The organism is Microcella humidisoli, assembly GCF_024362325.1.
Lineage (GTDB): Bacteria > Actinomycetota > Actinomycetes > Actinomycetales > Microbacteriaceae > Microcella > Microcella humidisoli.
Map to the genome: position 1 here is coordinate 1,949,831 of NZ_CP101497.1, position 21,532 is coordinate 1,971,362.

Consider the following 21,532-nt stretch of genomic DNA (forward strand, 5'->3'; position numbering starts at 1 on the left):
GCCCCCGTAGCTCAGCGGATAGAGCAGGAGCCTTCTAATCTCTTGGCCGCAGGTTCGATTCCTGCCGGGGGCGCTGTGTCTATTGGCTGCGCCGCCGCTTCTGCGGCGCAGCGTCCGCTTCCGCGGTGCGAGCGCGGTCGAGCTACTGCGCGAAAGCGGCCGAAAGTCGCATAGGTTGCGAAACGTCTCACCGCTTATGCGATTTTCGGGCGCTTTCGTGGGGGAAGTGCACAGGGTGGCGGCGCGAAGGCGGGGTTAGCATCAGCGCATGCGACGCATTCTCGGTGCCACCCGCTTCGTCGTGGCGCTTCCCGCCGTGGCCGCGATCCTCGGCGGAATCCTGCTCATGCTGCAGGGCTCGGTCGCCACAGTCGTGGTGATCATCGACACCGTGTGGTTCGGGGCCGACCTCAAGACGACGACCGTCGATGTGCTCACCGCGATCGACGCCATCCTGCTCGGCACGGTGCTGCTCGTCATCGGCTACGGCCTCTACGAGCTCTTCGTCGACGCCGATCTGCCGGTGCCCGCCTGGCTGCGGGTCACCACCCTCGACGACCTCAAGTCGAAGCTCATCGGCGTCGTCGTCGCGATCATCGCCGTCATCTTCGTCGGCGTGCTCGTCGACGCGAACCGGGCCGTCGATGTCATGTCGTACGGCATCGGCGCGGGCGCGATCGTCGCCGGCCTCGCCCTGTTCTCGTACGCGACGCGCAAGGAGCAGAAGGACGCCGAGGTCGTACGCACCCGAACGACCGAGGGATAGACTCGCCGCACATCCCCGACACGAAGGAGTGCGGCGTGGGCCACAAGCGTGCCGTCACCCTGGCCGAGCTGCTCCCGCAGCCGATCCAGGGCATCCAGACCCTGAAAGACACCTACGGCGAGTGGGATGTCCATCCCAGCCAGCACGTCGATCCCGACCAGGTGCAGGCCGTGCTCGGCGAGCTCGTCGAGCGCCTCGACGACAACTTCCCCTACTTCCACCCGCAGTACGCGGGGCAGATGCTCAAGCCGCCGCATCCCGTCGCCGTCGCCGCGTACCTCGCGACCATGCAGCTCAACCCCAACAACCACTCGATCGACGCCAGTCGCGCCACGACCACCATGGAGCACGAGGTGCTCGACCAGCTTGCCGCCATGTTCGGGTATCCCGACGACTACATGGGCCACCTCACGTGGAGCGGCACGACCGCCAACCTCGAGGCGCTCTGGGTGAGCCGCGAGATCGCGCCCGGCAAGGCGATCGCTCACTCATCGGATGCGCACTACACGCACGCGCGCATGGGCGAGGTGCTCGGCATCGACACCGTGGGTATCCCGACCGAGGCCGACGGGCGCATGAGCCTCGACGCCCTCGAGCGCGAGCTCGCCACCGGCCGAATCGGCGTCGTCGTCGCGACCCTCGGCACCACGGGGCTCGGCGCGGTCGACCCGCTCGCCGACATCATCCCGCTCGCCCGGGCGCACGGCGCTCGCGTGCACGTCGACACCGCCTACGGGGGGTTCTTCGCCATCATCGCCGACGAGCTCGAGCCCGAGACGGCGCGGCACTTCCGGGCGATCGCGCAGGCCGACTCGGTCGTCGTCGACCCGCACAAGCACGGGCTGCAGCCCTACGGCTGCGGTGCCGTGCTGTTCAACGACCAGTCGATGCTGCGGTTCTACCACCACGAGTCGCCGTACACCTACTTCGCGAGCACCGAGCGGCACTTCGGCGAGATCCAGCTCGAATGCTCACGCGCGGGGGCGAGCGCCGCGGCCCTGTGGGCCACGCTCAAGGTGTTTCCGCTCACGATGCAGGGGCTCGGCGCGATCGTGCTGCCGGGCTACCGCGCGGCGCAGACCTGGCACGGGCTCATCGCCGAGAGCGACATCCTGCAGCCGTACCAGCGCCCCGAGCTCGACATCATCACCTACCTGCCGCGGGTGCGCACGATGGCCGAGCTCGACCGGGTGAGCCACGCGATCTTCGAGATGGCCGCCGACACGACCCGCCCGCAGCAGACGCACCTGGCGACCTACGTCGTGACGCCTACGCAGTTGCGGGCGCGCGGCATCGAGCTCGAGCAGGATGCCGAGCGCGCGCGCATCATGCGCAGCGTGCTCATGAAGCCCGAGCACGAGCCGCTCATCCCCGAGATGCATCACCACGTCTCGATGTGGTCGCGCCGGGCCTACGCCGCGACCCACTAGCCGGGCGGTCAGCCGCCGGAGGCGGGAAGCACGCGCTCGCGCACGGCGCTCGCCGGCATGGGCGTCGTGATGATGAGCGGCATGCTGCCGGTCGCCGTCGCGACCGCGGTCGGCGGTTCGGGGGTCAGCGGCGAGCGCTCGAGGCTGTCATTCGTCGCGACCCACGAGAGCACGGGCTCATCGGGCGCGGGCGCCACATCGGTGCTCGTGGTCGGCTGTTCGCCCTCGAACTGCCAGCGCTCGAGGTCGGTGCCGAAGAGCTTCTTGGCCGAGCGCGGTTTCTCGCTCCAGGCGACGAGCCGGTCGCGGTACTCCGCGAGCGTCTGCTGCGCCTGGAACTGGAACCCCGCCGAGTCGCGCTTCATCGCGGCGAGCTCGTGGGCCGCCCACGTCGCCGCGAGTCCCGAGCCTGCGATCGGCAGCAGGCGGATGCGGGTCTCGCTCTCGGCGATGAGATGGTCGAGCTGCGCGCGTTCGACGTCGCCGAGCGCGTTCCACGCTGCCGCGCGCCGGCCGGCGAGCAGGAACCCGCTGATCGCCGCGGTCAGGGCATCCCGCTGATGCATCGTGATGAGCCGTCGCGTCGAGGCGCGCCCGATGAGCCCCGCGATCGCCCCCGCGACCACGATCGCCGTCGCGGGGATGATGGCGCCCGATAGCACCCGCCACCCCTCGTCGGATGCCAGCCATTGCAGAAAACTGTTCCCCCAGTCCATGCGGGGCAGACTACCCCCGAACGGGGGACACGGCTACTCTCGCGAGGATTTCTCTGCTGGGGCCACCGTCGCGATGGGTCCTGTCGCAAGGGCGAGGTCGGCATCCACGACCTTCCCGACGCGGGCCGTCTGCGCCAGGATGATGCCCCCGAGCACGATCGCTGCGCCGATGATCTGCACCGCGTCGAGGGTCTCGCCGAGCCACAGCCAGGCCACGGCGAAGGCGAAGATGACCTCGCTCGAGGCCACGATGCCCGCCGCGGTCGCGGGCAGGTGCCGCAGGGCCGCGAGGCTCAGCAGGAACGGCGCAAACGAGCCCAGGAGCACGTTCCAGGCGAGCGGCAGCGCCATCGGCACCTCGACGACGCCCGCGGCTCCGCCGATGTCGACGGGGGTGCTCAGGATGCTCGGTGACAGCTCCCACCACCCGCTCACGAAGCTCCAGAAGACGGCCGCGATCGTCATCGTCCAGAACGAGACCGCGAGCGGCGAGATGCGCGCCACCTGCCGCTCGCCGACGAGGAAGTACACGGCGAGGCACACCGCGGCCGCGAGGGCGAGCACGACCCCGAGCACGTCGAGCGTGCTCGCCCACACCTGCGCGACGACGGCGAGCCCGATGAGCACGAAGCCGATCGCCACCCAGAGGCGCGCCTTCACGGGCTCCTTGAGTACGAAGTAGGCGACGAGCGCGACCATGAGCACGGCCGTGTACTCGAGCAGCAGCGCGATGCCGACGGGCAGGATGAGCACGGCGGCCGCGTAGGTGGCCTGCAGCAGCGCGACGCCGACGACGCCGAGCACGAGCATGACCGGCCACTGGCTGCGGGGCAGGCGGAAGGCGGATCGGTCGATCACGAGCAGCACGAGGCCCGCGATGATCGCGGTTCCGACGAGGCGGAACTCGGTGACCTGCGCCGGCGTCAGGCCGGCCTCCATGGTGACCTTCGTGACACTGCCGTTGGCCCCGAAGAGCACGGCGGCGAGCAGGGCGTACAGGTATCCCACGGTGTGCCGGCTACTGCTTGGTGCCGGTGCCGTGCACCGCGTGGGGCTCGATCGCGTCGAGCTCGTCGGCGGTCAACGCGGGGCCGTGGAGGGCGTCGAGGCTGTTGTCGAGCTGCCGCACGCTGCTCGCGCCGATGAGCGCGCTCGTCACCTGGGGGTGGCGCAGCACCCACAGCAGGGCGAGCTGCGCGAGCGACTGTCCGCGCGCCTCGGCGATGGCGTTGAGCGCGCGCGCCCGGCCAAGGTAGGCCTCGTCGATGTTGTCGCCACTGATCCAGCGACCCTCGGCCGCGCGCGAGTCGGCGGGGATGCCGTCGAGATACCGGGCGGTGAGCAGCCCTTGCGCGAGCGGGGAGAAGACGATGCTGCCCAGCTCGAGCTCGGCGAGAGCATCCAGCAGGCCGTTCTCCATGCGCCGATCGAACATGTTGTAGCGGGGCTGGTGGATGAGCAGCGGGATGCCCATCTCGCCGAGGATGCGGTGGGCCTCGCGCGTCTGCTGCGCGTCGTAGTTCGAGATGCCGGCGTAGAGCGCCTTGCCGCTCGTGACGGCGGTTGCGAGGGCTCCCATCGTCTCTTCGAGCGGCGTCTCGGGGTCGGGCCGGTGGCTGTAGAAGATGTCGACATAGTCGAGGCGCATGCGCCCCAGGCTCGCGTCGAGCGAGCTCAGCAGGTTCTTGCGCGAGCCCCACTCGCCGTAGGGGCCGGGCCACATGTAGTAGCCCGCCTTGGTCGAGATGATGAGCTCGTCGCGGTAGCGGGCGAAGTCCTGGTGGAAGATCGTGCCGAAGTTCTGCTCGGCGCTGCCGGCGGGCGGGCCGTAGTTGTTGGCGAGGTCAAAGTGGGTGACCCCGCGGTCGAACGCTCGACGCAGGATGGCGCGCTGGGTCTCGATCGGGCGGTCGTCGCCGAAGTTGTTCCACAGGCCGAGCGAGATGCGCGGCAGCCGCAGCCCGCTGCGCCCGACCCGGGCGTACTCGAGAAGCTCGTATCGATTCGAGGCGGCGAGGTACGCGTCATTGGTGTCGGCCATGCGTCAAGCGTACGACCGCCGCGCGGGGCCGACGTGCAGGGGAGGACGAGGGCCTCGGGGCGCCGTCCGGAAGCGCCCGCGAGGCCCTCGTCGGGTCGTCGTCAGCGGCTGGCTGCGGCGGTGGCCGGAACGAGAGCGGCGTCGGTCGAGGGCTCCGGGAGGCGAACGCCCTTGACGATGAGCCACACGCCGAGCGAGAACTCCCAGAGCGCGATCGGCACGGCCGCGATCGAGCCCACGGGGCCGGTCTGCTCCCAGGCGCCGAGCACCACGCCGTACGACGACAGCAGCAGGAGGGGAGCGCCGATGAGCCCGATGATCGGGATGACGCGGGGCACGAGCCGGCCGCGCAGCATGATCGTGCCGAGCAGGAAGGCGTTGATCGATGACATGAACGCGGGCCCGAGCAGGAACGCCGCGTCGTGCAGCTCGACGAGCGCGGGGGCGGCGGCCGAGTCGCCGCCGACCTCGATGAGGGCGAGCACCGCGAGCGCGCCCGAGAGGATGACGCCGGCCTCGACGACCCGCGAGGTGACGAAGCCGACCGCGAGCGTCTCGCTGACACGGCGCGCGATGGGCAGGATCGCCACAGCCGTGCCGACGCACGTGAAGGCCAGCGTGATCTCGAACACGAGGCCCCATTGGGCGAGGGCGGGCTCGGCCTCGCCGGCGAGCAGGGGGGTCTTGAGCGCGAGGGCGGGGAACGACGTGATGAAGGTGCCGAGATAGAAGATTCCTGCCCAGAGGGCGAGGCGGCGGTCGGTGGTCATGGTGTCCTTTCGGGATGCTCGGCACGAGTGGTGTACGGCGTACACATTGGCCGTGCGCCACTGTAGGCGTACGCTGTACACCATGTCAAGCGCAGACGGTCCGGCCGCACCCGCCTCCGCTCGTCGCGGCGCGCGCTCGGGCCCCCCGCTCACGCGCGCCCAGGTGCTCGCCGCGGGCGTGGCGCTCGCCGATCGCGAGGGCCTCGGCGGCCTGAGCATGCGGCACCTCTCGGCCGAGCTCGGCGTCGTGCCCATGGCCCTCTACAAGCACGTCGCCGACAAGCACGACCTCGTGGCCGGCATGATCGACCTCGTCGTCGCGGGCTATGCGGCGCCCCCACCCGGCCTCGAGTGGCGCGACGGCGTGCGCCGGCGTGTGCTGGCGGCGCGGGATGCCCTGCTCGAGCATCCCTGGCTGCGACCGGCGATCGAAGCCGCCACCGAGCGCACCCCGGCAGTGCTCGCGCACATGGACGCCGTGGCGGGTGAGCTCGCGGCCGGCGGGCTCTCGTACGACCTCGTGCACCACGCCATGCACGCCCTCGGTCATCGCATCTGGGGGTTCAGCCCGGAGGCCTTCTCGAGCCCGGTGCCGCCGAGCGCCTCGCCGGGCCCCGCGCCGTCGAGTGCGGAGCAGGAGGCGATGATGACCGCGATGGCCGCGCGCTTCCCGCACATCGCGGCGATCGCGATCGACACCGTCGCCCGTCATCCGATGGGGGCGTGCGACGAGCAGTTCGAGTTCGAGTTCACGCTCGACCTCCTGCTCGAATCCATCGCCCGACTGCACGCCACGGGCTGGGCCTCGCGCTGAGCGAGAGCCTCCTCCCCAGTGGGGCGAGTTCCGACTGGTCTCCCCGTCGGGGTGGATGCTCTCCTCCGCGCCGACGACATTGCGCATCCTCGGGTCGGGCGCCGGCGTTCTCCGGCACGAACCGCCGGCGCCCACCCGGCGCCGGTCCCGGCGTCGTCACCGAATTCTCAGGAGCACGCCATGACCGACCTCATCACCCTCACCGGCCTCGTGGCCACGAACCCGCGCCACATCGTCACGAGCGAAGGCCTCACGATCACCTCGTTTCGCCTCGCGTCGAACCAGCGGCGATTCGACCGCACCCAGAACGCGTGGGTCGATGGCGACACCAACTGGTACACGATCACGTGCTTTCGCCAGCTCGGCACGCACGTGGCGACCTCGGTCGAGAAGGGTCAGCGCGTGATCGTGACCGGTCGCGTGCGCATCCGCGATTGGGAGAGCGGCGAGAAGTCGGGCACGACGATCGAGATCGACGCCGAAGCGGTGGGTCACGACCTCTCGTGGGGCCGCGCGACCTTCACCCGCAGCGTGATCGCCGCGAAGAGCGAGGCACCGACCGCGGAGGCGGGAACCGACTCGTTCGACCACGGTGACGCCGGTCCCGCTGACGAGCGCGAGTCGGCGTCGGCCGACGAGCCGCAGCCGGCGCTCGCCAGGAGCGGAGCATCCACCCCGTTCTGATCGGCGGGGCGAGCTGCTCGCATGCCGCTATCGAACGCGAATCCCCCCGCGCTGCCACATCGTCACGGCTGCGACGCGGGGGTTCGCGTTCTCCCCCGTGTCGAGTCCGAGCGCCACGAAGAGGCGGTTCAGCATCGTCTCCACCGCGCGCACCGTCGTGCCGCGGGCTTCGGCGAGCGCGCGGGTCGAAGCGCCCTCCGCGAGCATGCGCAGCACGTCGGCCTGCGCCGCCGTCACGGTCGGAACGCCGTCATCGGGTCGCTCGTCATCGGGGAGGGTGTCGTCATTCGCCTGCCCGGAGATCGCCCGGTGAACCGCGTCGGCGAGGTCGTCGATGCGCCCCAGCTGCGACTTCACGAGGTACACGGCCCCGGCCGGGATCTTCTCCGGGTTCGACACCGCCAGCTCGGGGGAGCGGTGCGACGTGAGCACCACGAGTCCCACCCAGGGGAACTCCTCGGCGACCTGCTGCAGCAGCTCAGACCCCGTTTCGACCGTGCCGAAGTTCAGGTCGCTCACGACGGCGTGCGGATCGACCGCGCGCACCGCCTCGAGCGCCTGCGCGACCGAGGTCGCGGCGGTCACGGCGAAGCCCTTCGCCTCCAGCCCGCCACTGACGAGCGAGAGGGTGAAGGCGTCGTCGTCGGCGATCACGACACGCAGTTGGCGGGTGTCCGGCTCGGTCACTCGGTCTCCTCGTCGTTCGATCGGTATTCGCGGAGGGTATCGTGAACGGCCCGCAGCAGCTGGCCTGTCGTGTACGGCTTCGCGAGGAACCGGGCGATCCCCATGCCCACGGCGCGCGACTCGCTGCTTCCCGAGGTGAGTCCGCTCGATGCGATGATCGGGATGCCCGGGTGATGCTCTTCGAGGTACGCGCTCGTCGCGGCGCCGTCCATCACCGGCATCATCATGTCGGTGAGCACCAGATCCACCGGCTCCCCGCCGTTCTCGACGAGATCGATGGCCGCTCGACCGTCGGCCGCGGCGATCGTGCGGTAGCCGTGTGATTCGAGGGTGCGGGTCGTCACCCGGCGGATTGACTCCTCATCGTCGACGACGAGCACCAGCTCGTTCTGCCCGCGGGGAATCGTGGCGCCACCGGCCGGCGCGATCTCGGTCTCATCGGTCTCGACGCGCGACTCGGGGAGGCCGACGATGAATCGAGTGCCTCGATCCGGTTCGCTGTAGACCTGCATGAAGCCACCGTGGCTGCGCACGATCGCGAGCGATGTCGCCAGACCGAGACCCGTGCCCTTGCCCTGCATCTTGGTCGTGTAGAACGGCTCGAAGATCTTCTCGATGACCGCGGGGGCCATGCCGTGCCCGTCGTCCTCGACAGCGATCGTGATGTAGCGGCCGCGAGCCGGGGCGTGACTGACCGAGATGTAGTCGTCGTCGACCTCGAGGGTGCAGGCCGAGATGCGCAGTCGTCCCGCGCCGTTCATCGCGTCTTTCGCATTCGTGACGAGGTTGACGAGAACCTGCAGAAGCTGGGTCGGGTCGCCGATCGTCGCCGGCAGCTCGGCCGCGCGCTCGATCTCCACTGTCACCGACTTCGGCAGCACGTCACGGGCGAAGGCCACGAGTTCGTCGAGGAGCGCATCGATGTCCACCGCGATCCGCTGACCATCGACGCCTCGAGCGAACGACAGCACTTGCTTGATCATCTCGGCACCTCGCTTGACCGAGGTCTCCATGGTCGACAGCAGTTCACGGCGGAACGGGTCCTGCTCGTCGAGCTCGAGCAGCTGCACCGACATCAGCACCGGAGTCAGCATGTTGTTGAGGTCGTGGGCGATGCCGCCCGCGAGGGTGCCGAGGCTCTCGAGCCGCTGCGCCCGGCTCCGGGCATCCTGCTCGCGTCGATACTCGGTGATGTCGGTGTTGACGGCGAAGATCGACTGCGGTTCGCCGTTGTCGTCGTAGAGCAGCTGCCAGCGGCAGTCGACGATCACCGTCCGACCATCGCGAGTGTGCTGCTCGAGCTCTCCGGCAAAGGTGCCGTTGCGCATCAGCTCCTCGAGCGCCGCCGTGCGGGCCTCGGCCTCGACCCCGATGAGCTCGAACGCGCTGCGCCCGACGGCCTCCTCGGCCGTCCAGCCATAGAGAGCGGCGGCCGCGGCGTTCCAGTAGGTCACTGTTCCATCGAGCTCTCGCACGAGCATCGCGTCGCTCGCCCGATCGAGCAGCGCCGCCTGCTGCGCGAGCTGCTTCTGCGTGCGTCGCACGGTCTCGCGCGAGCGCTCGTCGTCGGTCACGTCGCGCACGTAGACGGCGAGGCCGCCATCGGCCGGATACGCCGTGGTCTCGAACCATCGATCGAACGGTTCGTAGTAGGCGCGATGCGTCACCCGTTCACCCGAGGCGCGAGCACGGTCGAAGGCGTCGCGATAGCCGGCGTCCACCGCGTCCGGGAAGAGCTCCCAGAGGGGCATGCTGCGCAATTGCTCCTCGTCGAACCGCAGCAGCTCGCGCGCCCGCGGGTTCGCGTACGAGAGCCGGTCCTCGCTGTCGAGGAAGTAGACCCCGTCAGAGATCGACGTGAGCGTGGCGCTCAAGCGCGACTCGAGCTCCCGCTCCCGCTCTCGCGCAGCCGCCGTGTCCGACACGTTCCAGATGGCGCCGTGGGCTCCGACGATCGTTCCGTCGTCCAGCACGTCGGCCTCGCCGAGCGTGCGCACGGTCAGCCGCTCGCCGGCGGCCGTCACCATGACCGTCTCGAGGTCGAACGGCTCGCCGTCGCTCAGGCAGCGTTCGAGCAGATCGCTGACGCCCTCGCGCGACTCATCCGGGTGCAGGGCCCAGGCGTCAGCAGTGAGGTCGTGATCGTCGTCGGCAAGACCGAGCATGCGGCGCGCTCCCTCCGACAGGACGACCTTCCGGGTCTCGGCGTCGATCGACCAGCCGCCGAACTGGGCGATCCGCCCGGCGAGGCGGACGAGCTCCTCCCCGCGCCGGATTTCGACATCGTGCCGGTCGGCCTCGGTGAGGTCGACGGCGGTGCCGAGCACAGCGAGGACGACGCCGTCGACCCGGATCGGCAGCAGGGTGATCTCCGCGACGAAGGGCTCACCGTTCGAGCGCGTTCCCGATCCGCGGTACCGGGACGGTGAGCCGCTCAGCGCCGCCTGGAAGTGCGCCACGATCCGTTCAGGGTCGGTCGACCGCGCTGCGAGCTCATACCTCCGACCGAGGAGCTCGCGCTCCTCGAGGCCCAGGGACGCGCACAGGGTGCGATTCGCCATCAGAACCAGACCCTCGAGATCGAGCACGAAGGCCGCGTCGGGGCTCTCCCGCAGGGTGATGCGCAGCGCTCGCACGATCTCATCGAGCCGCGACGCGACCGGGTCGGGAATCACGGCGCGCCGCCCGGATTCTCGAGAAGACGGCGCACGCGATCGAGGAAGTCATCGAGGTCGATGGGCTTCCGAGCGAAGTCGCTCGCCGGACCGGTCAGATCGTCAGGGGGACGCAGTTCACCACTGAGGACGAGCACGGGAAGCTCGGGTTCGCGCTCCCGCATCGATCCCAGGGTGTCGCGCACCGTTCCACCGGGCATGTTGATGTCGAGCACAACGAGGTCGGGAGCATGCTCGGCGGCCGCGGCGATGACCTCGACGGCATCCTGCGCCTCGAACACGACGTAGCCGGCGCGGGAGAGCGCCATGCGCAGGACGGCGCGCACGAGAGAGTCGTCATCGGCGATCAGCACTGATGCCGGCGACCCTTCGGGCGTGGTCATGCCAGAAGTGTAGGGGCGCGCTCGCGAGCGGCACAGGGTCGAGGGGCACGAATGGGTCCCCCGTTAGGGGGACGTCGGCCGGCCGACTCCCGCGGCGATCTGGCTCAGGTCTCGCGAGACGGCGCGCAGGTGGTCGAGCACCGAGTCGGTCAGCGACTGCGCCTGTTGCTGGTCATGGTCGCCCGACGCGTGAAAGTTCAGCGCCATGATGCACGCCGCGATGCGACCCTGCACGGGCCCGTGCATGAGGTCGGAGAGCCGACGGCGCTCGCGGTCGATCACGCGCGCGTTGTGTGATCGCAGCTCTTCGAGCTCTTCGAGCATGGCGGCCAGGCGCGCATCGGCCTCGACGTTCGCATCGGCGAGCACGATCGCGGAGAGGTAGGTTCCGCTCGCGATCGTGAGCCCGATGGCGAGCAGGGGAACGAGGAGGAGTCCATGCCAGGTGATCGGATCGATGCCGCTGTTGAGCATGAGGAAGGTCGCCACGAAGATGCCGAGCAGGGCCGCGATTCCCGTCGTGCGCTGCCCTTGCTTCTCGAGGACGTCCGGGCGGATGACGGCCACGGTCGCGGGCACGACACCGATGATGAGCGAGGCCGCCACCGTCGAGACGATCACTTCGATGGCCGCGAGCGGCCCGAAGATTCGCCACGCGTCGAACACCACGAGCACGGTCGTCGCGACGCCCACGAGCAGAGCGGTCAGCCAGGGACGGCGGGGCGGCACCTCGAGGGCACGGCGCAGCGTGGCGCGCGACGGCGGTGGCGGAGTGGCGGGGGAGTGGGCCGAGTCGAGCAGATCAGCAGTGTCGTCATGCAGCTGCGACAGGCGGAGGCTCAGCTCGGCCACCGAGGCGCGATCGAGCGCCGACCGGCTGGCGTCGAGGCTGGACTGCAGATCGTCGAGCGCGGGAAGCAGCGAAGCGGCGATGGCATGGCGCAGCTGCTGCTGCACCTTGGTCGCGCTCGAATCGGCGAGCGGCCGCTCGCGGTTCACCTCGAACTCGGCAACATCGAGTGCCCCGATGACGAGACGGCGCCGCTCGAACTGCGCGATCGCGTAGACGAGCGGGGGCACCCACACCAGGCTCACGATGCTCCACACGGCCGCGCGCGTGAGGAACTCCGGGTCGACGCCCGCCACCTCGTGCGCGATCGCGCCGGCCACGATCCCGCGCAGCCCGGCGCCGAGCGCCCAGATCGCGAGGATCGTGGCGACGGGGATGATCGCGTGAACACGTCGAGCGATCGCGCCACCGAGCATGATCACGACACCCGTGACGACGTGCTGCACGAGCGCGGAGACGAGGGGCCACCACCACTCGGGGAACGGTGTGACGGTCTCGCGCAAGAGCACGAGCAACGTGCTGGGCGGCAGGAAGGCGATGAGGAGCATCCAATGGGCTGCCCATGGGCCGCCGAGCGCCTCACGAACGGTCATCGCCGGGTTTCCGCCTTCGCGTGTGCCGAGCGGGACGTGCAGCCCGGGTGGTGCCTTCATTGTGGCTTAACGCGCGACGGTCGTTCCTGGTCCCACCCGAAGGGACCAGGAACGACCGCTCATCGCAGGAGTTCAGCATCGACCCGAACGATTCTGAACCACCGGATTGTTCGCGAGCCCCCGGTGATCCCCCGATCACCCCTCGCATGTTCCGTCTCTGAATCATGCGCCCGCTGGCAACCGCTTGCAAGCAGTCGAACCGCGGCATGTTCGCATTGCGAACGAGCCCGGTGCCGAGCGCGCCGCGCCTAGAATCGACGCGAGGCCCCATGCGGCGGCCGGGAGAGGGCGGCTGACGTGCGGGTGGTGACTCGGGCATCCTTCGGCCCCCGGCGACGCGCGGTTGCGGCCGCGACCGGCGCGGTCATCGCCGCCGTGCTGCTGGCCGGATGCGCGCCCCAAGACGTGCAGCCGATTCCCACGGCGACGCCCGTCGACACCGCGGAGCCGACTCCCACGCCGACGCCCGATCCGGAGCTCGTCGAGGGCGGCACGGCCGGCCAGAACCGGCCGTTCTTCGAGTTCGTGCTGCGCACGCTGCTCGACGAGACCCCGCAGCCCTCGACGCAGGCGCTCGTCGCGACCCTCGTGACGGCCGGCTTCGATCGGGCGGCGATGCAGGCGACGGCGGACACGACGCCGACGGGCGCGCGCGCCGACTCGATCCTGGTGTCGGTGCGCATCGGCGATCAGTGCCTCGTCGGCCAGACCGCGAACGGCGGCCTCGTCACCGAGCTGACCGACGTGCTCGGCTCGGGCGCGTGCCTGGTGGGCCGCACCGCCTCTCTAGACTGAGGGGCATGGCAGAGTTCATCTACACCATGGTCCGCGCCCGCAAGGCGGTCGGCGACAAGCTCATCCTCGATGACGTCACGATGTCGTTCTTCCCGGGCGCGAAGATCGGCATGGTCGGCCCGAACGGTGCCGGAAAGTCGACGATCATCAAGATCATGGCGGGCCTCGACACGCCCTCGAACGGTGAGGCGCGGCTGAGCCCCGGCTACACCGTCGGCATCCTCATGCAGGAGCCCGAGCTCGACGAGACGAAGACCGTGCTCGAGAACGTGCAGGACGGCGTGCGCGAGCTCGCCGACAAGCTGCACCGCTTCAACGAGATCTCGCTGGCCATGGCCGACCCCGACGCCGACTTCGACGCGCTGCTGGCCGAGATGGGCACGCTGCAGGAAGAACTCGACGCGCAGAACGGCTGGGATCTCGATTCGCAGCTGGAGCAGGCGATGGATGCCCTGCGGTGCCCGCCCGGAGACGAGATGGTGACCCACCTCTCGGGCGGTGAGAAGCGCCGCGTCGCGCTCTGCAAGCTGCTGCTCGAGAAGCCCGACCTGCTGCTGCTCGACGAGCCCACCAACCACCTCGACGCCGAGAGCGTGCTGTGGCTCGAGCAGCACCTGCAGAAGTACCCCGGCGCCGTCATCGCCATCACGCACGACCGGTACTTCCTCGACCACGTCGCCGAGTGGATCGCCGAGGTCGACCGCGGCCGTCTCTACCCCTACGAGGGCAACTACTCGACCTACCTCGAGAAGAAGGCCGCCCGTCTCGAGGTGCAGGGCAAGAAGGACGCCAAGCTCGCCAAGCGCCTCGAGAGCGAGCTCGAGTGGGTGCGCTCGAACGCCAAGGGCCGCCAGGCCAAGTCGAAGGCCCGTCTCGCGCGCTACGAGGAGATGGCCTCGGAAGCGGAGAAGACGCGCAAGCTCGACTTCGAGGAGATCGTCATCCCGGTCGGCCCGCGCCTGGGTTCGCAGGTGATCGAGGCGACGAAGCTGAAGAAGGGCTTCGGCGACCGCGTGCTCATCGACGGCCTGTCGTTCACGTTGCCCCGCAACGGCATCGTGGGCATCATCGGCCCCAACGGCGTCGGCAAGACCACGCTGTTCAAGACGATCGTGGGGCTCGAAGAGCTCGATGGCGGCACGCTCAAGATCGGCGAGACGGTCGACATCTCGTACGTCGACCAGAGCCGCGGGGGCATCGATCCGAACAAGACGCTGTGGGAGGTCGTGAGCGACGGCCTCGACTACATCCAGGTCGGCAAGACCGAGATTCCGTCGCGGGCATACGTCTCGCAGTTCGGCTTCAAGGGCCCCGACCAGCAGAAGAAGGCCGGCGTGCTCTCGGGTGGTGAGCGCAACCGCCTCAACCTCGCGCTGACCCTCAAGCAGGGCGGCAACCTGCTGCTGCTCGACGAGCCGACGAACGACCTCGATGTCGAGACGCTCGGCAGCCTCGAGAACGCGCTGCTCGAGTACCCCGGCTGCGCCGTGGTCATCACGCACGACCGGTGGTTCCTCGACCGTATCGCCACGCACATCCTGGCGTACGAGGGCACCGAGGCGAACCCCTCGTACTGGCACTGGTTCGAGGGCAACTTCGAGGCCTACGAGGCGAACAAGATCGAGCGACTCGGCCCGGAGGCGGCGAAGCCGCACCGCTCGGCGTACCGCAAGCTCACGCGCGACTGACGTCGGCCGCTCACCGATGACTCGACTGCACGTCGCGATCCCGCTGCGCTGGAGCGACCTCGACGCCTACGCGCACGTCAACAACGCGCGCATGTTCACGCTGCTCGAGGAGGCCCGTATCGCGGCCTTCTGGGGCGGCGGCACGAACGGCGCCCCGACCGCGGTGCTGTCGACGGGGCCGGGCGCCGACTCGATCACCTTGATCGCCGGCCAGCAGATCGAGTACCGCGCGCAGATCCCGTTCCACCGCGAGCCGCTCGACGTCGAGCTGTGGATCGGCAAGCTCGGCGGTGCGAGCCTGCAGGTCTGCTACGAGGTCTACAGCCCCGCCGGGCACGACCCGCGCACGCTGTACGTGCGCGCCGCCACGACGATCGTGCTGGCCGATCGCGAGTCGGGTGCTCCGCGGCGGATCAGCGATGAGGAGCGTGCAGTGTGGCTGCCGTTCATCGATGAACCGCTGGAATTCCGGCAGCAGTAGTCAGCGCAGGCGCGACTCGCGCACCCACTGCACCCCCGCCTCGAGCGGGTACTCCGCCGGATCGCGCGGGCGGCCGTCGGGCAGCTCGTAGAGGTTGAGCATGAGCTGCAGCGGGTAGGCGGGCGACTGGTCGGCTTCGGCCACGAGCACGTCGTCGATGAAGAACCGGGCGGAGCCGGGCATCCATTCGACGGAGTACGTGTGCCAGTCGAGCGCGTCGCCCGCGAGAGGCACCTGCACGAAGTCGTCACGCAGTGCGGGGTCGCCGAAGGGGTGAATGCCCAGCCCGACGCGCGCTGAGCCGTCGGGGTGGATGTCGCGGCCGAAGATCTCGACGAGGCACAGCTCGCCCGACTGCTCGGGCTCGTGCTCGAACCCGATGAGCCACAGCGCCGTGAGCGCCCGCGGGTGCGGCGACGCCCGCAGGCGCACCTCGATGAGCCCGTGGTGCGGCAGCCACAGTCGGCGTTCGGGCTGCGCGGTGCGCACGACGAGCGCCTCGCGAAACGGATGCTGACCGCTGCCGCTGCCCACCGGCCCCGATCGACCGCCGGTCTGCAGGTTCGACACGCGCAGCTCGCCGTCGTACTCCGGGCTCCACGCGGGCTGGTCGTGGTCGATGCGCAGCGTGAGCCCTTCGGGGCCGAGCGCGTACCGCGCGGCCGAGCGATCGGGGGTGCTCCACTGGGGCAGGTAGTGGGGGAGCCAGCGCGCGGTGTCGAGGGTTGGTCCGGCGAAGTGTTCGTCGACAACCAGCTCGTAGCCGGAGCGGTCGAGCCGCTCGGCGGGGAGGTCGGGGGCGAGGCGCACGCGACGATGCTAGCGGCGTGGGGCGTCGAGGCTCACGCCTCGGGAATGCGCACCATGCCCTCTTGCGCGACACTCGCGACGAGCATGCCGTCGCGCGTGAAGATGCGCCCCTGCGAGAGGCCTCGGCCGCCTTGCGCGGTCGGGGACTCCTGCACGTAGAGCAGCCAGTCGTCGACGCGCGCGAAGCGGTGCCACCACATGGCGTGGTCGAGGCTCGCCATCTTGAGACCGGGCGTCGCCCACGTGGCACCGTGCCGCCGCAGGATGGGTTCGAGGATCGTGTAGTCGCTCGCGTAGGCGAGCGCGGCGCGGTGCAGGTTCTCGTCGTCGGGCAGCGGCGCCGTCGTGCGGAACCACACCGCCTGGTGCGCGACCGCCTCGGGGCCGGGCGCGAAGTAGATCGGGTCTTCGACGTGCCGCAGGTCGAACGGTCGGCTGTGCGCCCAGTACTGCGCGACGGGGTGGTCGATGGGGCCGAGGATCTCGCGCGCGCTCGGCAGCTCGTCGGGGTCGGGGATGCCGGCGGGCATCGTCGTCTGGTGCTCGAGCCCGGGGTCGACGTCTTGGAAGCTCGCGATCATCGAGAGGATCGGCTGGCCGTTCTGGTACGCCTGCGTGCGGCGCGTCGAGAACGAGCGGCCGTCGTGGATGCGGTCGACCGAGAAGGTGATGGGCTGCTCGTCGTCGCCGGGCCGCAGGAAGTACCCGTGCATCGAGTGGATAAAACGGTCGGCGTCGACCGTGCGCATCGCCGCGAGCACCGCCTGCGCGGCGACCTGGCCGCCGAAGACGCGGCGCTGCGGGGTCCACAGGCTGGGCGCGGTGAAGATGTCTTCCCGCGTGCGCGCTTCGGTGTCGGTGAGCGTCAAGGCGGCCAGCATGTCGAGAACGGGGTCACGAGGGGCTTCGGTCACCCGCGTAGTCTAGGCAGTGATGAACGCGTCGTTCACCCTCTCCTCCCACCCCGCCGCGCAGGATCTCTCGGTGCTGCTGGGCCGTGCCGTGCGCCTCGACGAGGCGGGGGCCGTGCGGCTCATCGCCGACAGCGGCGTGCTCGCCGTCTATGTCGCGGTCATCACGCCGAAGGGTCTGCTCGACCGCGGGCCGACCGTGCTCGGGTTGCGCACGCTCGCGCTGGCCGAGGGCTCGTTCGACGTCGTGGTGCCCATCCGTTCGCTGCAGGTGCGGGTGGATGCTGCGCTCGCGGCCGTCGCGGAGGGCGCCGACCCGGCGATCCCGGTCACGATCGGCCTGCCGGCAGCCGTGAGCACGATCGTGTGGGCGGGCATCTCGCCCCCGCGCGGCGGCTGGCAGCGCATGTCGCCGCTCGTGCCGACGGCTTTCGCGGCCGCGGCCCGCGCGGGCATCGAGGAGGTTGCGACGGCAATTCCTGCGGGCACGGGCGAGCAGATCGTGCACCGCGTGCGCAGTGAGGTCTGGGGCCGCCCCCTGCCGGAGGCCGAGCACCTGCCGGCCGGCACCGCGTTCGCGCTCGAGAGCCTCGGCTTTCTCGGGGACGACCTCGTGCAGCAGTTCGCGACCGGCCCGTGGATTCGCCTGAGCACAGCCCGCGGGCACGTGCTCGTCAAGCAGAGCGCCTGGTCGCTCGGCGGTTAGCCGCGCGCGATCGCGCGTCCCGCGCGCAGGCCGGTGTGCAGGCAGCCGCCGAGGAAGGTGCCCTCGAGCGACCGGTAGCCGTGCACGCCGCCGCCCCCGAAGCCGGCGGCCTCGCCGACGGCGTACAGCCCGGGGACGACCGTGCCGCTGGCGTCGAGCGCCCGGCAGTCGAGGTCGGTCTGGATGCCGCCGAGGCTCTTGCGCGTGAGGACGTGCAGCCGCACGGCGATGAGCGGGCCGTGCTTCGGGTCGGTCAACCGGTGCGGCGGCGCGACGCGGATGAGCTTGTCACCGCGGTACTTCCGTGCGCCGCGGATGGCCGTGAGCTGGGCGTCCTTGCCGAACTCGTTGTCGAGCATGCGGTCGCGCGCGGCGATCTCGTCGCGCACGCGGGCGACGTCGAGCGGGGCATCCGGTTCGAGCGCCGCCATGCGGGCCACGAGGTCGTCGACCGTGCTCGCGACGATGAAGTCGGCTCCCTTCTCCTTGAACGCCTCGACCGGGCCGGTCGCGCCTTTGCCGAGCCGCTGCCGCAGCAGCTCGCGCACGCTCCGGCCCGTGAGGTCGGGATTCTGCTCGCTGCCGCTGAGCGCGAACTCCTTCTCGATGATCGACTGCGTCGTCACGAACCAGCTGTGGTCGTAGCCCGTCGCGCGCAGGTGCGCGAGCGTGCCGAGGGTGTCGAAGCCCGGGAACAGTGGCGTCGGCAGGCGGCGGCCGGTTGCGTCGAGCCACAGACTCGAGGGCCCGGGCAGGATGCGGATGCCGTGCTTCTCCCACACGGGGGAGTGGTTCTGGATGCCCTCGACGTAGTGCCACATGCGGTCGCCGTTGATCAGCCGCGCGCCGGCGGCTTCGGCGATGCCGAGCCCGCGGCCGTCGACGTGCGCGGGCACGCCGCTCACCATGTGGTGCGGGGGCGTGCCGAGCCGCTCGGGCCAGGCGGCCCGCACGAGGTCGTGGTTGCCGCCGATGCCGCCCGTCGCCATGACGACCGCGCTCGCCTCGAGGGCGAACTCTCCGACCACATCGCGGGTCGAGGGCGCGCCCCGCTCCGCGTCGTCGGGGGCGAGCAGGCTGCCACGCACGCCGACGACGCGACCGTCGGTGACGGTGAGGGCGTCGAGGCGGTGACGGAAGAGCAGGGTGACGAGACCGGCATCCACCCCCCGGCGCACCGTCGCGATGAAGGGCTCGAGAATCGCGGGGCCGGTGCCCCACACGATGTGGAAGCGCGGCACCGAGTTGCCGTGCCGCGTCGCCGTGTCGCCGCCGCGCTCGGCCCACCCGACGACGGGGAAGAGCCCGATGCCCTTCTGCTGCAGCCAGGCGCGCTTCTCGCCCGCGGCCCACTCGAGGTACGCGTCAGCCCACGCGCGCGCGTGGTCGTCTTCCGGCCGGTCGAATCCGGCGGTCCCGGCCCAGTCCTGCCGGGCGAGCTCGATCGAATCGCGGATGCCCATCCGGCGCTGCTCGGGGCTGTCGACCAGGAACAGCCCGCCGAACGACCACCACGCCTGACCGCCGAACGTGGCCTCGGGTTCTTGGTCGACGATCGTGACGTGCCTGCCCGCATCCACCAGTTCGGCGGCGGCGACGAGCCCGGCGAGGCCCGCGCCGACGATGATGGCGTCGCTGCGTTCGGTGCCCATCGGGTTACGGCCCGAACGTCACCAGGTCGAGGTTCGCGATGACGAGCTGCACGAGCACGATGCTGAGCACGACCCCGGCGACGAGGCCGGCGACGAGCGTGGCGATCGTGATCCACATGACCTCGAGCCCGCGGCCCGTGCGTCGCTTCGCGACGACGGCGCGGCCGATGGGGTAGACCGCGTAGCTCACGGCGAGCACGAGGAACATCCAGGCCCAGTGGAACGGCTGCGGCACGCCGCGCCGCTTCAGCTCTTTCCAGTCGAGGTAGGCGAACCAGATCAGCAGCGCCGTGCCGATCCAGCCGACGGCGATGAGCACGACGTAGCCGGGGGAGAAGAGTGCGGCGGTGGCGCCGAGCCCCGTCGTGTCGGTGATGCTCGCGACGATGAACGCGTTCCAGTCGATGAGGAAGATCGGCAGGAACTGCACGATCGGGATGACCAGGATCGCCCAGATCCACGGCGTGCTCGGGTCGGTGCCCGGCGGGGCCGTCAGCTCGGCGGCGGGTGTGGCGCGCGCGTACGGGTCGGGCTGCGCGGACGGGGCGGGGTCGGTCATGGGGTCTCCTCGAACGTGTTGACCATGGCGAAGGCGGCTCGCTCCAGATAATCCCACAGCGCCGCGCCCGTCGGGGGTTCTGCCGTGCACGCGTCAGCGCGCGGGCGTGCTCACGATCTCGTCGGCGTGCTGAGCGATCCAGCCCATGAGGGGCAGCAGGTGCGCGGTGAGTTCGCGACCCCGCTCGGTGAGGCGGTACGTGACGCGCGGCGGGATGACCGGCTCGGCCTCGCGGTCGACGAAGCCGTCGGCCACGAGCGTGCGCAGGGTCTGCGCCAGCATCTTCTCGCTCACGCCCTCGACGACGCGGCGCAACTCGCTCCAACGGTGATCGCCCGCGCTCAGAGCGAGCAGTACGAGCACGCCCCACGTGCTCGTGACGTGGTCGAGCACGAGGCGGCTGTTGCACTGCGCGGGCAGGATTCCGCGCGTGACGCCGGGAACACTGCTCAGGTCGACCATGCCCACACGGTAGCAGAGGCACTAACCAAAAAGTGGGTACTGTCGATGGGGAAGCTATCGGGCTTCGGACGGGTTGACGCGAGAGTGCCGGTGATCTCTGGCGCAGCATCCACGAAAGGAACCCCCATGACCACGCTCATTACCGGCGCCACCGGACACCTCGGCCGACTCGCGATCGAGGCCCTGCTCGACCGCGGTGTTGACCCGGCGACCATCGTGGGCAGCGGCCGGTCGGTCGAGAAGGCCGCCGACCTGGCGGCGCGCGGCGTGCGCATTGTCGCGGCCGACTACACGGATGCGTCGTCGTTGGATGCGGCGTTCGCCGGCGTGGATCGCCTTGTGCTCGTCTCGAGCTCTGAGGTCGGCCAGCGTGCCACCCAGCATCAAGCCGTCATCGATGCCGCCGTTCGCGCGGGAGTGCAGCACCTCGTCTATACGAGCGTGCTCGACGCGGAAGACACCGCGTTGATTCTCGCCCCCGAGCACAAGGCCACCGAGCAGGCGATTCGCGCCTCCGGCATTCCGTTCACGTTTCTGCGCAACGGCTGGTACACCGAGAACTACGCGGCGACGATCACCCAGGCCGCCGCCACCGGCACTGTGCTCACGAGCGCGGGCGAGGGGCGCGTGTCGAGCGCCCTGCGGGCCGAGTATGCCGAGGCCATTGCGGCGGTGCTGACGAGCGAGGGCCACGACGGACGCGTCTACGAGCTCTCGGGAGACACGGCGTGGAGCTTTGCCGAGCTTGCCGGCGCGATTGCTGAGGTCGCCGGCACTGCTGTGGAGCTCTTCTCGGTGAGCGCGGAGGATCACGCCGCAGCGCTGAGTGCCGCCGGTCTCAACGCGGCCACGACGGGTTTCCTCGTTGCGCTCGACGGTGACATTCGCGCGGGACTGCTCGATGCCACGAGCGGCGACCTCGCGCGCCTCATCGGTCGCCCGACGATGACGCTGGTTGACGCCGTGCGCGCGATTCACACCGCCTAGCCCCGCGGCGCC

At 70.2% G+C, this 21,532-nt stretch carries 22 protein-coding genes and 1 tRNA gene; 10 read left to right on the forward strand and 13 right to left on the reverse strand.

Annotation, left to right across the window (positions count from 1 at the left end; translation table 11 throughout):
- The 3 genes from NNL39_RS09455 to NNL39_RS09465 all read left to right on the forward strand — a co-directional run bounded on the left by NNL39_RS09455 (position 1) and on the right by NNL39_RS09465 (position 2,196).
- Positions 1–73 (forward strand) — tRNA-Arg (locus NNL39_RS09455).
- Positions 74–268: 195 nt separating this feature from the next.
- The gene (locus NNL39_RS09460; protein ID WP_255159038.1) at positions 269–766 is read left to right on the forward strand and encodes a YqhA family protein; all 498 of its coding nucleotides are present in this window, start codon (positions 269–271) and stop codon (positions 764–766) included.
- Positions 767–801: 35 nt separating this feature from the next.
- On the forward strand, positions 802–2,196 hold the full coding sequence (locus tag NNL39_RS09465; RefSeq protein ID WP_255159039.1) for a pyridoxal phosphate-dependent decarboxylase family protein: 1,395 nt from the start codon (positions 802–804) through the stop codon (positions 2,194–2,196).
- Positions 2,197–2,204: 8 nt separating this feature from the next.
- On the opposite strand, the gene NNL39_RS09470 is transcribed toward NNL39_RS09465, so the two are convergent.
- From NNL39_RS09470 to NNL39_RS09485, 4 genes are all read right to left on the reverse strand, one after another.
- Positions 2,205–2,858, reverse strand: coding sequence for a hypothetical protein (locus NNL39_RS09470; RefSeq protein ID WP_255159040.1), 654 nt, complete (start codon positions 2,856–2,858; stop codon positions 2,205–2,207).
- Between the two features lie 87 nt (positions 2,859–2,945).
- Positions 2,946–3,920 carry an EamA family transporter gene (locus tag NNL39_RS09475; RefSeq protein ID WP_255159041.1) on the reverse strand — a complete coding sequence of 325 codons (975 nt, stop codon included), beginning with the start codon at positions 3,918–3,920 and terminating at the stop codon, positions 2,946–2,948.
- 10 nt (positions 3,921–3,930) lie between these two features.
- Positions 3,931–4,953, reverse strand: coding sequence for an aldo/keto reductase (locus NNL39_RS09480; protein WP_255159042.1), 1,023 nt, complete (start codon positions 4,951–4,953; stop codon positions 3,931–3,933).
- 101 nt (positions 4,954–5,054) lie between these two features.
- A complete protein-coding gene (locus NNL39_RS09485; RefSeq protein ID WP_255159043.1) occupies positions 5,055–5,723 on the reverse strand; it encodes a DUF4386 domain-containing protein in 669 nt (222 codons plus the stop codon).
- Between the two features lie 82 nt (positions 5,724–5,805).
- Between NNL39_RS09485 and NNL39_RS09490 the strand changes: the two genes are divergently transcribed.
- Both NNL39_RS09490 and NNL39_RS09495 read left to right on the forward strand, forming a co-directional pair.
- The gene (locus NNL39_RS09490; RefSeq protein ID WP_255159044.1) at positions 5,806–6,537 is read left to right on the forward strand and encodes a TetR/AcrR family transcriptional regulator; all 732 of its coding nucleotides are present in this window, start codon (positions 5,806–5,808) and stop codon (positions 6,535–6,537) included.
- Between the two features lie 180 nt (positions 6,538–6,717).
- Complete coding sequence (locus NNL39_RS09495; RefSeq protein WP_255159045.1) at positions 6,718–7,221, forward strand: single-stranded DNA-binding protein; 504 nt, start codon at positions 6,718–6,720, stop codon at positions 7,219–7,221.
- 27 nt (positions 7,222–7,248) lie between these two features.
- On the opposite strand, the gene NNL39_RS09500 is transcribed toward NNL39_RS09495, so the two are convergent.
- The 4 genes from NNL39_RS09500 to NNL39_RS09515 form a co-directional block, all read right to left on the reverse strand.
- Entirely contained in the window at positions 7,249–7,908 is a 660-nt protein-coding gene (locus NNL39_RS09500) for a response regulator (RefSeq protein ID WP_255159046.1), read from the reverse strand.
- Entirely contained in the window at positions 7,905–10,583 is a 2,679-nt protein-coding gene (locus NNL39_RS09505) for a PAS domain-containing protein (protein ID WP_255159047.1), read from the reverse strand. The genes NNL39_RS09500 and NNL39_RS09505 overlap by 4 nt, the downstream gene beginning before the upstream one ends.
- The gene (locus NNL39_RS09510; RefSeq protein ID WP_255159048.1) at positions 10,580–10,966 is read right to left on the reverse strand and encodes a response regulator; all 387 of its coding nucleotides are present in this window, start codon (positions 10,964–10,966) and stop codon (positions 10,580–10,582) included. The genes NNL39_RS09505 and NNL39_RS09510 overlap by 4 nt, the downstream gene beginning before the upstream one ends.
- Positions 10,967–11,029: 63 nt before the next feature.
- Entirely contained in the window at positions 11,030–12,409 is a 1,380-nt protein-coding gene (locus tag NNL39_RS09515; RefSeq protein ID WP_255159049.1) for a hypothetical protein, read from the reverse strand.
- A 366-nt stretch (positions 12,410–12,775) separates the two neighbouring features.
- Between NNL39_RS09515 and NNL39_RS09520 the strand changes: the two genes are divergently transcribed.
- Genes NNL39_RS09520 through NNL39_RS09530 form a run of 3 tightly spaced genes read left to right on the forward strand, consistent with a single transcriptional unit; the run spans position 12,776 to position 15,433 of the window.
- Positions 12,776–13,264 (forward strand): DUF6993 domain-containing protein, encoded by a 489-nt coding sequence (locus NNL39_RS09520; RefSeq protein ID WP_255159050.1) that lies wholly within the window; start codon positions 12,776–12,778, stop codon positions 13,262–13,264.
- Positions 13,265–13,269: 5 nt separating this feature from the next.
- Complete coding sequence (ettA, locus tag NNL39_RS09525; RefSeq protein WP_255159051.1) at positions 13,270–14,952, forward strand: energy-dependent translational throttle protein EttA; 1,683 nt, start codon at positions 13,270–13,272, stop codon at positions 14,950–14,952.
- A 16-nt stretch (positions 14,953–14,968) separates the two neighbouring features.
- Positions 14,969–15,433, forward strand: a complete 465-nt coding sequence (locus tag NNL39_RS09530; protein WP_255159052.1) for an acyl-CoA thioesterase — start codon at positions 14,969–14,971, stop codon at positions 15,431–15,433.
- On the opposite strand, the gene NNL39_RS09535 is transcribed toward NNL39_RS09530, so the two are convergent.
- Together NNL39_RS09535 and NNL39_RS09540 are read right to left on the reverse strand one after the other, a co-directional pair.
- A complete protein-coding gene (locus NNL39_RS09535) occupies positions 15,434–16,243 on the reverse strand; it encodes a glycoside hydrolase family 16 protein (protein WP_255159053.1) in 810 nt (269 codons plus the stop codon).
- Positions 16,244–16,275: 32 nt separating this feature from the next.
- Positions 16,276–17,124, reverse strand: coding sequence for an acyl-CoA thioesterase (locus tag NNL39_RS09540; protein WP_255160925.1), 849 nt, complete (start codon positions 17,122–17,124; stop codon positions 16,276–16,278).
- A 52-nt stretch (positions 17,125–17,176) separates the two neighbouring features.
- Between NNL39_RS09540 and NNL39_RS09545 the strand changes: the two genes are divergently transcribed.
- Positions 17,177–17,860, forward strand: coding sequence for a hypothetical protein (locus NNL39_RS09545; protein WP_255159054.1), 684 nt, complete (start codon positions 17,177–17,179; stop codon positions 17,858–17,860).
- On the opposite strand, the gene NNL39_RS09550 is transcribed toward NNL39_RS09545, so the two are convergent.
- The 3 genes from NNL39_RS09550 to NNL39_RS09560 all read right to left on the reverse strand — a co-directional run bounded on the left by NNL39_RS09550 (position 17,857) and on the right by NNL39_RS09560 (position 20,533).
- Complete coding sequence (locus NNL39_RS09550; RefSeq protein WP_255159055.1) at positions 17,857–19,512, reverse strand: FAD-binding dehydrogenase; 1,656 nt, start codon at positions 19,510–19,512, stop codon at positions 17,857–17,859. The two genes, NNL39_RS09545 and NNL39_RS09550, sit on opposite strands and share 4 nt — an antisense overlap.
- Positions 19,513–19,516: 4 nt before the next feature.
- Complete coding sequence (locus NNL39_RS09555) at positions 19,517–20,071, reverse strand: hypothetical protein (protein ID WP_255159056.1); 555 nt, start codon at positions 20,069–20,071, stop codon at positions 19,517–19,519.
- 93 nt (positions 20,072–20,164) lie between these two features.
- The gene (locus NNL39_RS09560) at positions 20,165–20,533 is read right to left on the reverse strand and encodes a winged helix-turn-helix transcriptional regulator (RefSeq protein ID WP_255159057.1); all 369 of its coding nucleotides are present in this window, start codon (positions 20,531–20,533) and stop codon (positions 20,165–20,167) included.
- A 126-nt stretch (positions 20,534–20,659) separates the two neighbouring features.
- On the opposite strand from NNL39_RS09560, the gene NNL39_RS09565 reads away from it, so the two are divergent.
- Positions 20,660–21,520 carry an SDR family oxidoreductase gene (locus NNL39_RS09565; protein ID WP_255159058.1) on the forward strand — a complete coding sequence of 287 codons (861 nt, stop codon included), beginning with the start codon at positions 20,660–20,662 and terminating at the stop codon, positions 21,518–21,520.
- The last annotated feature ends 12 nt before the right edge of the window (positions 21,521–21,532 follow it).

Coding starts and splice junctions, on each gene's coding strand:
- NNL39_RS09460 (WP_255159038.1), top strand. CDS start 269: ATGCGACGCATTCTCGGTGCCACCCGCTTCGTCGTGGCGCTTCCCGCC.
- NNL39_RS09480 (WP_255159042.1), bottom strand. CDS start 4,953: ATGGCCGACACCAATGACGCGTACCTCGCCGCCTCGAATCGATACGAG.
- NNL39_RS09485 (WP_255159043.1), bottom strand. CDS start 5,723: ATGACCACCGACCGCCGCCTCGCCCTCTGGGCAGGAATCTTCTATCTC.
- NNL39_RS09490 (WP_255159044.1), top strand. CDS start 5,806: ATGTCAAGCGCAGACGGTCCGGCCGCACCCGCCTCCGCTCGTCGCGGC.
- NNL39_RS09495 (WP_255159045.1), top strand. CDS start 6,718: ATGACCGACCTCATCACCCTCACCGGCCTCGTGGCCACGAACCCGCGC.
- NNL39_RS09510 (WP_255159048.1), bottom strand. CDS start 10,966: ATGACCACGCCCGAAGGGTCGCCGGCATCAGTGCTGATCGCCGATGAC.
- NNL39_RS09515 (WP_255159049.1), bottom strand. CDS start 12,409: ATGACCGTTCGTGAGGCGCTCGGCGGCCCATGGGCAGCCCATTGGATG.
- ettA (WP_255159051.1), top strand. CDS start 13,270: ATGGCAGAGTTCATCTACACCATGGTCCGCGCCCGCAAGGCGGTCGGC.
- NNL39_RS09530 (WP_255159052.1), top strand. CDS start 14,969: ATGACTCGACTGCACGTCGCGATCCCGCTGCGCTGGAGCGACCTCGAC.
- NNL39_RS09540 (WP_255160925.1), bottom strand. CDS start 17,124: ATGCTGGCCGCCTTGACGCTCACCGACACCGAAGCGCGCACGCGGGAA.
- NNL39_RS09545 (WP_255159054.1), top strand. CDS start 17,177: ATGAACGCGTCGTTCACCCTCTCCTCCCACCCCGCCGCGCAGGATCTC.
- NNL39_RS09550 (WP_255159055.1), bottom strand. CDS start 19,512: ATGGGCACCGAACGCAGCGACGCCATCATCGTCGGCGCGGGCCTCGCC.
- NNL39_RS09555 (WP_255159056.1), bottom strand. CDS start 20,071: ATGACCGACCCCGCCCCGTCCGCGCAGCCCGACCCGTACGCGCGCGCC.
- NNL39_RS09560 (WP_255159057.1), bottom strand. CDS start 20,533: ATGGTCGACCTGAGCAGTGTTCCCGGCGTCACGCGCGGAATCCTGCCC.
- NNL39_RS09565 (WP_255159058.1), top strand. CDS start 20,660: ATGACCACGCTCATTACCGGCGCCACCGGACACCTCGGCCGACTCGCG.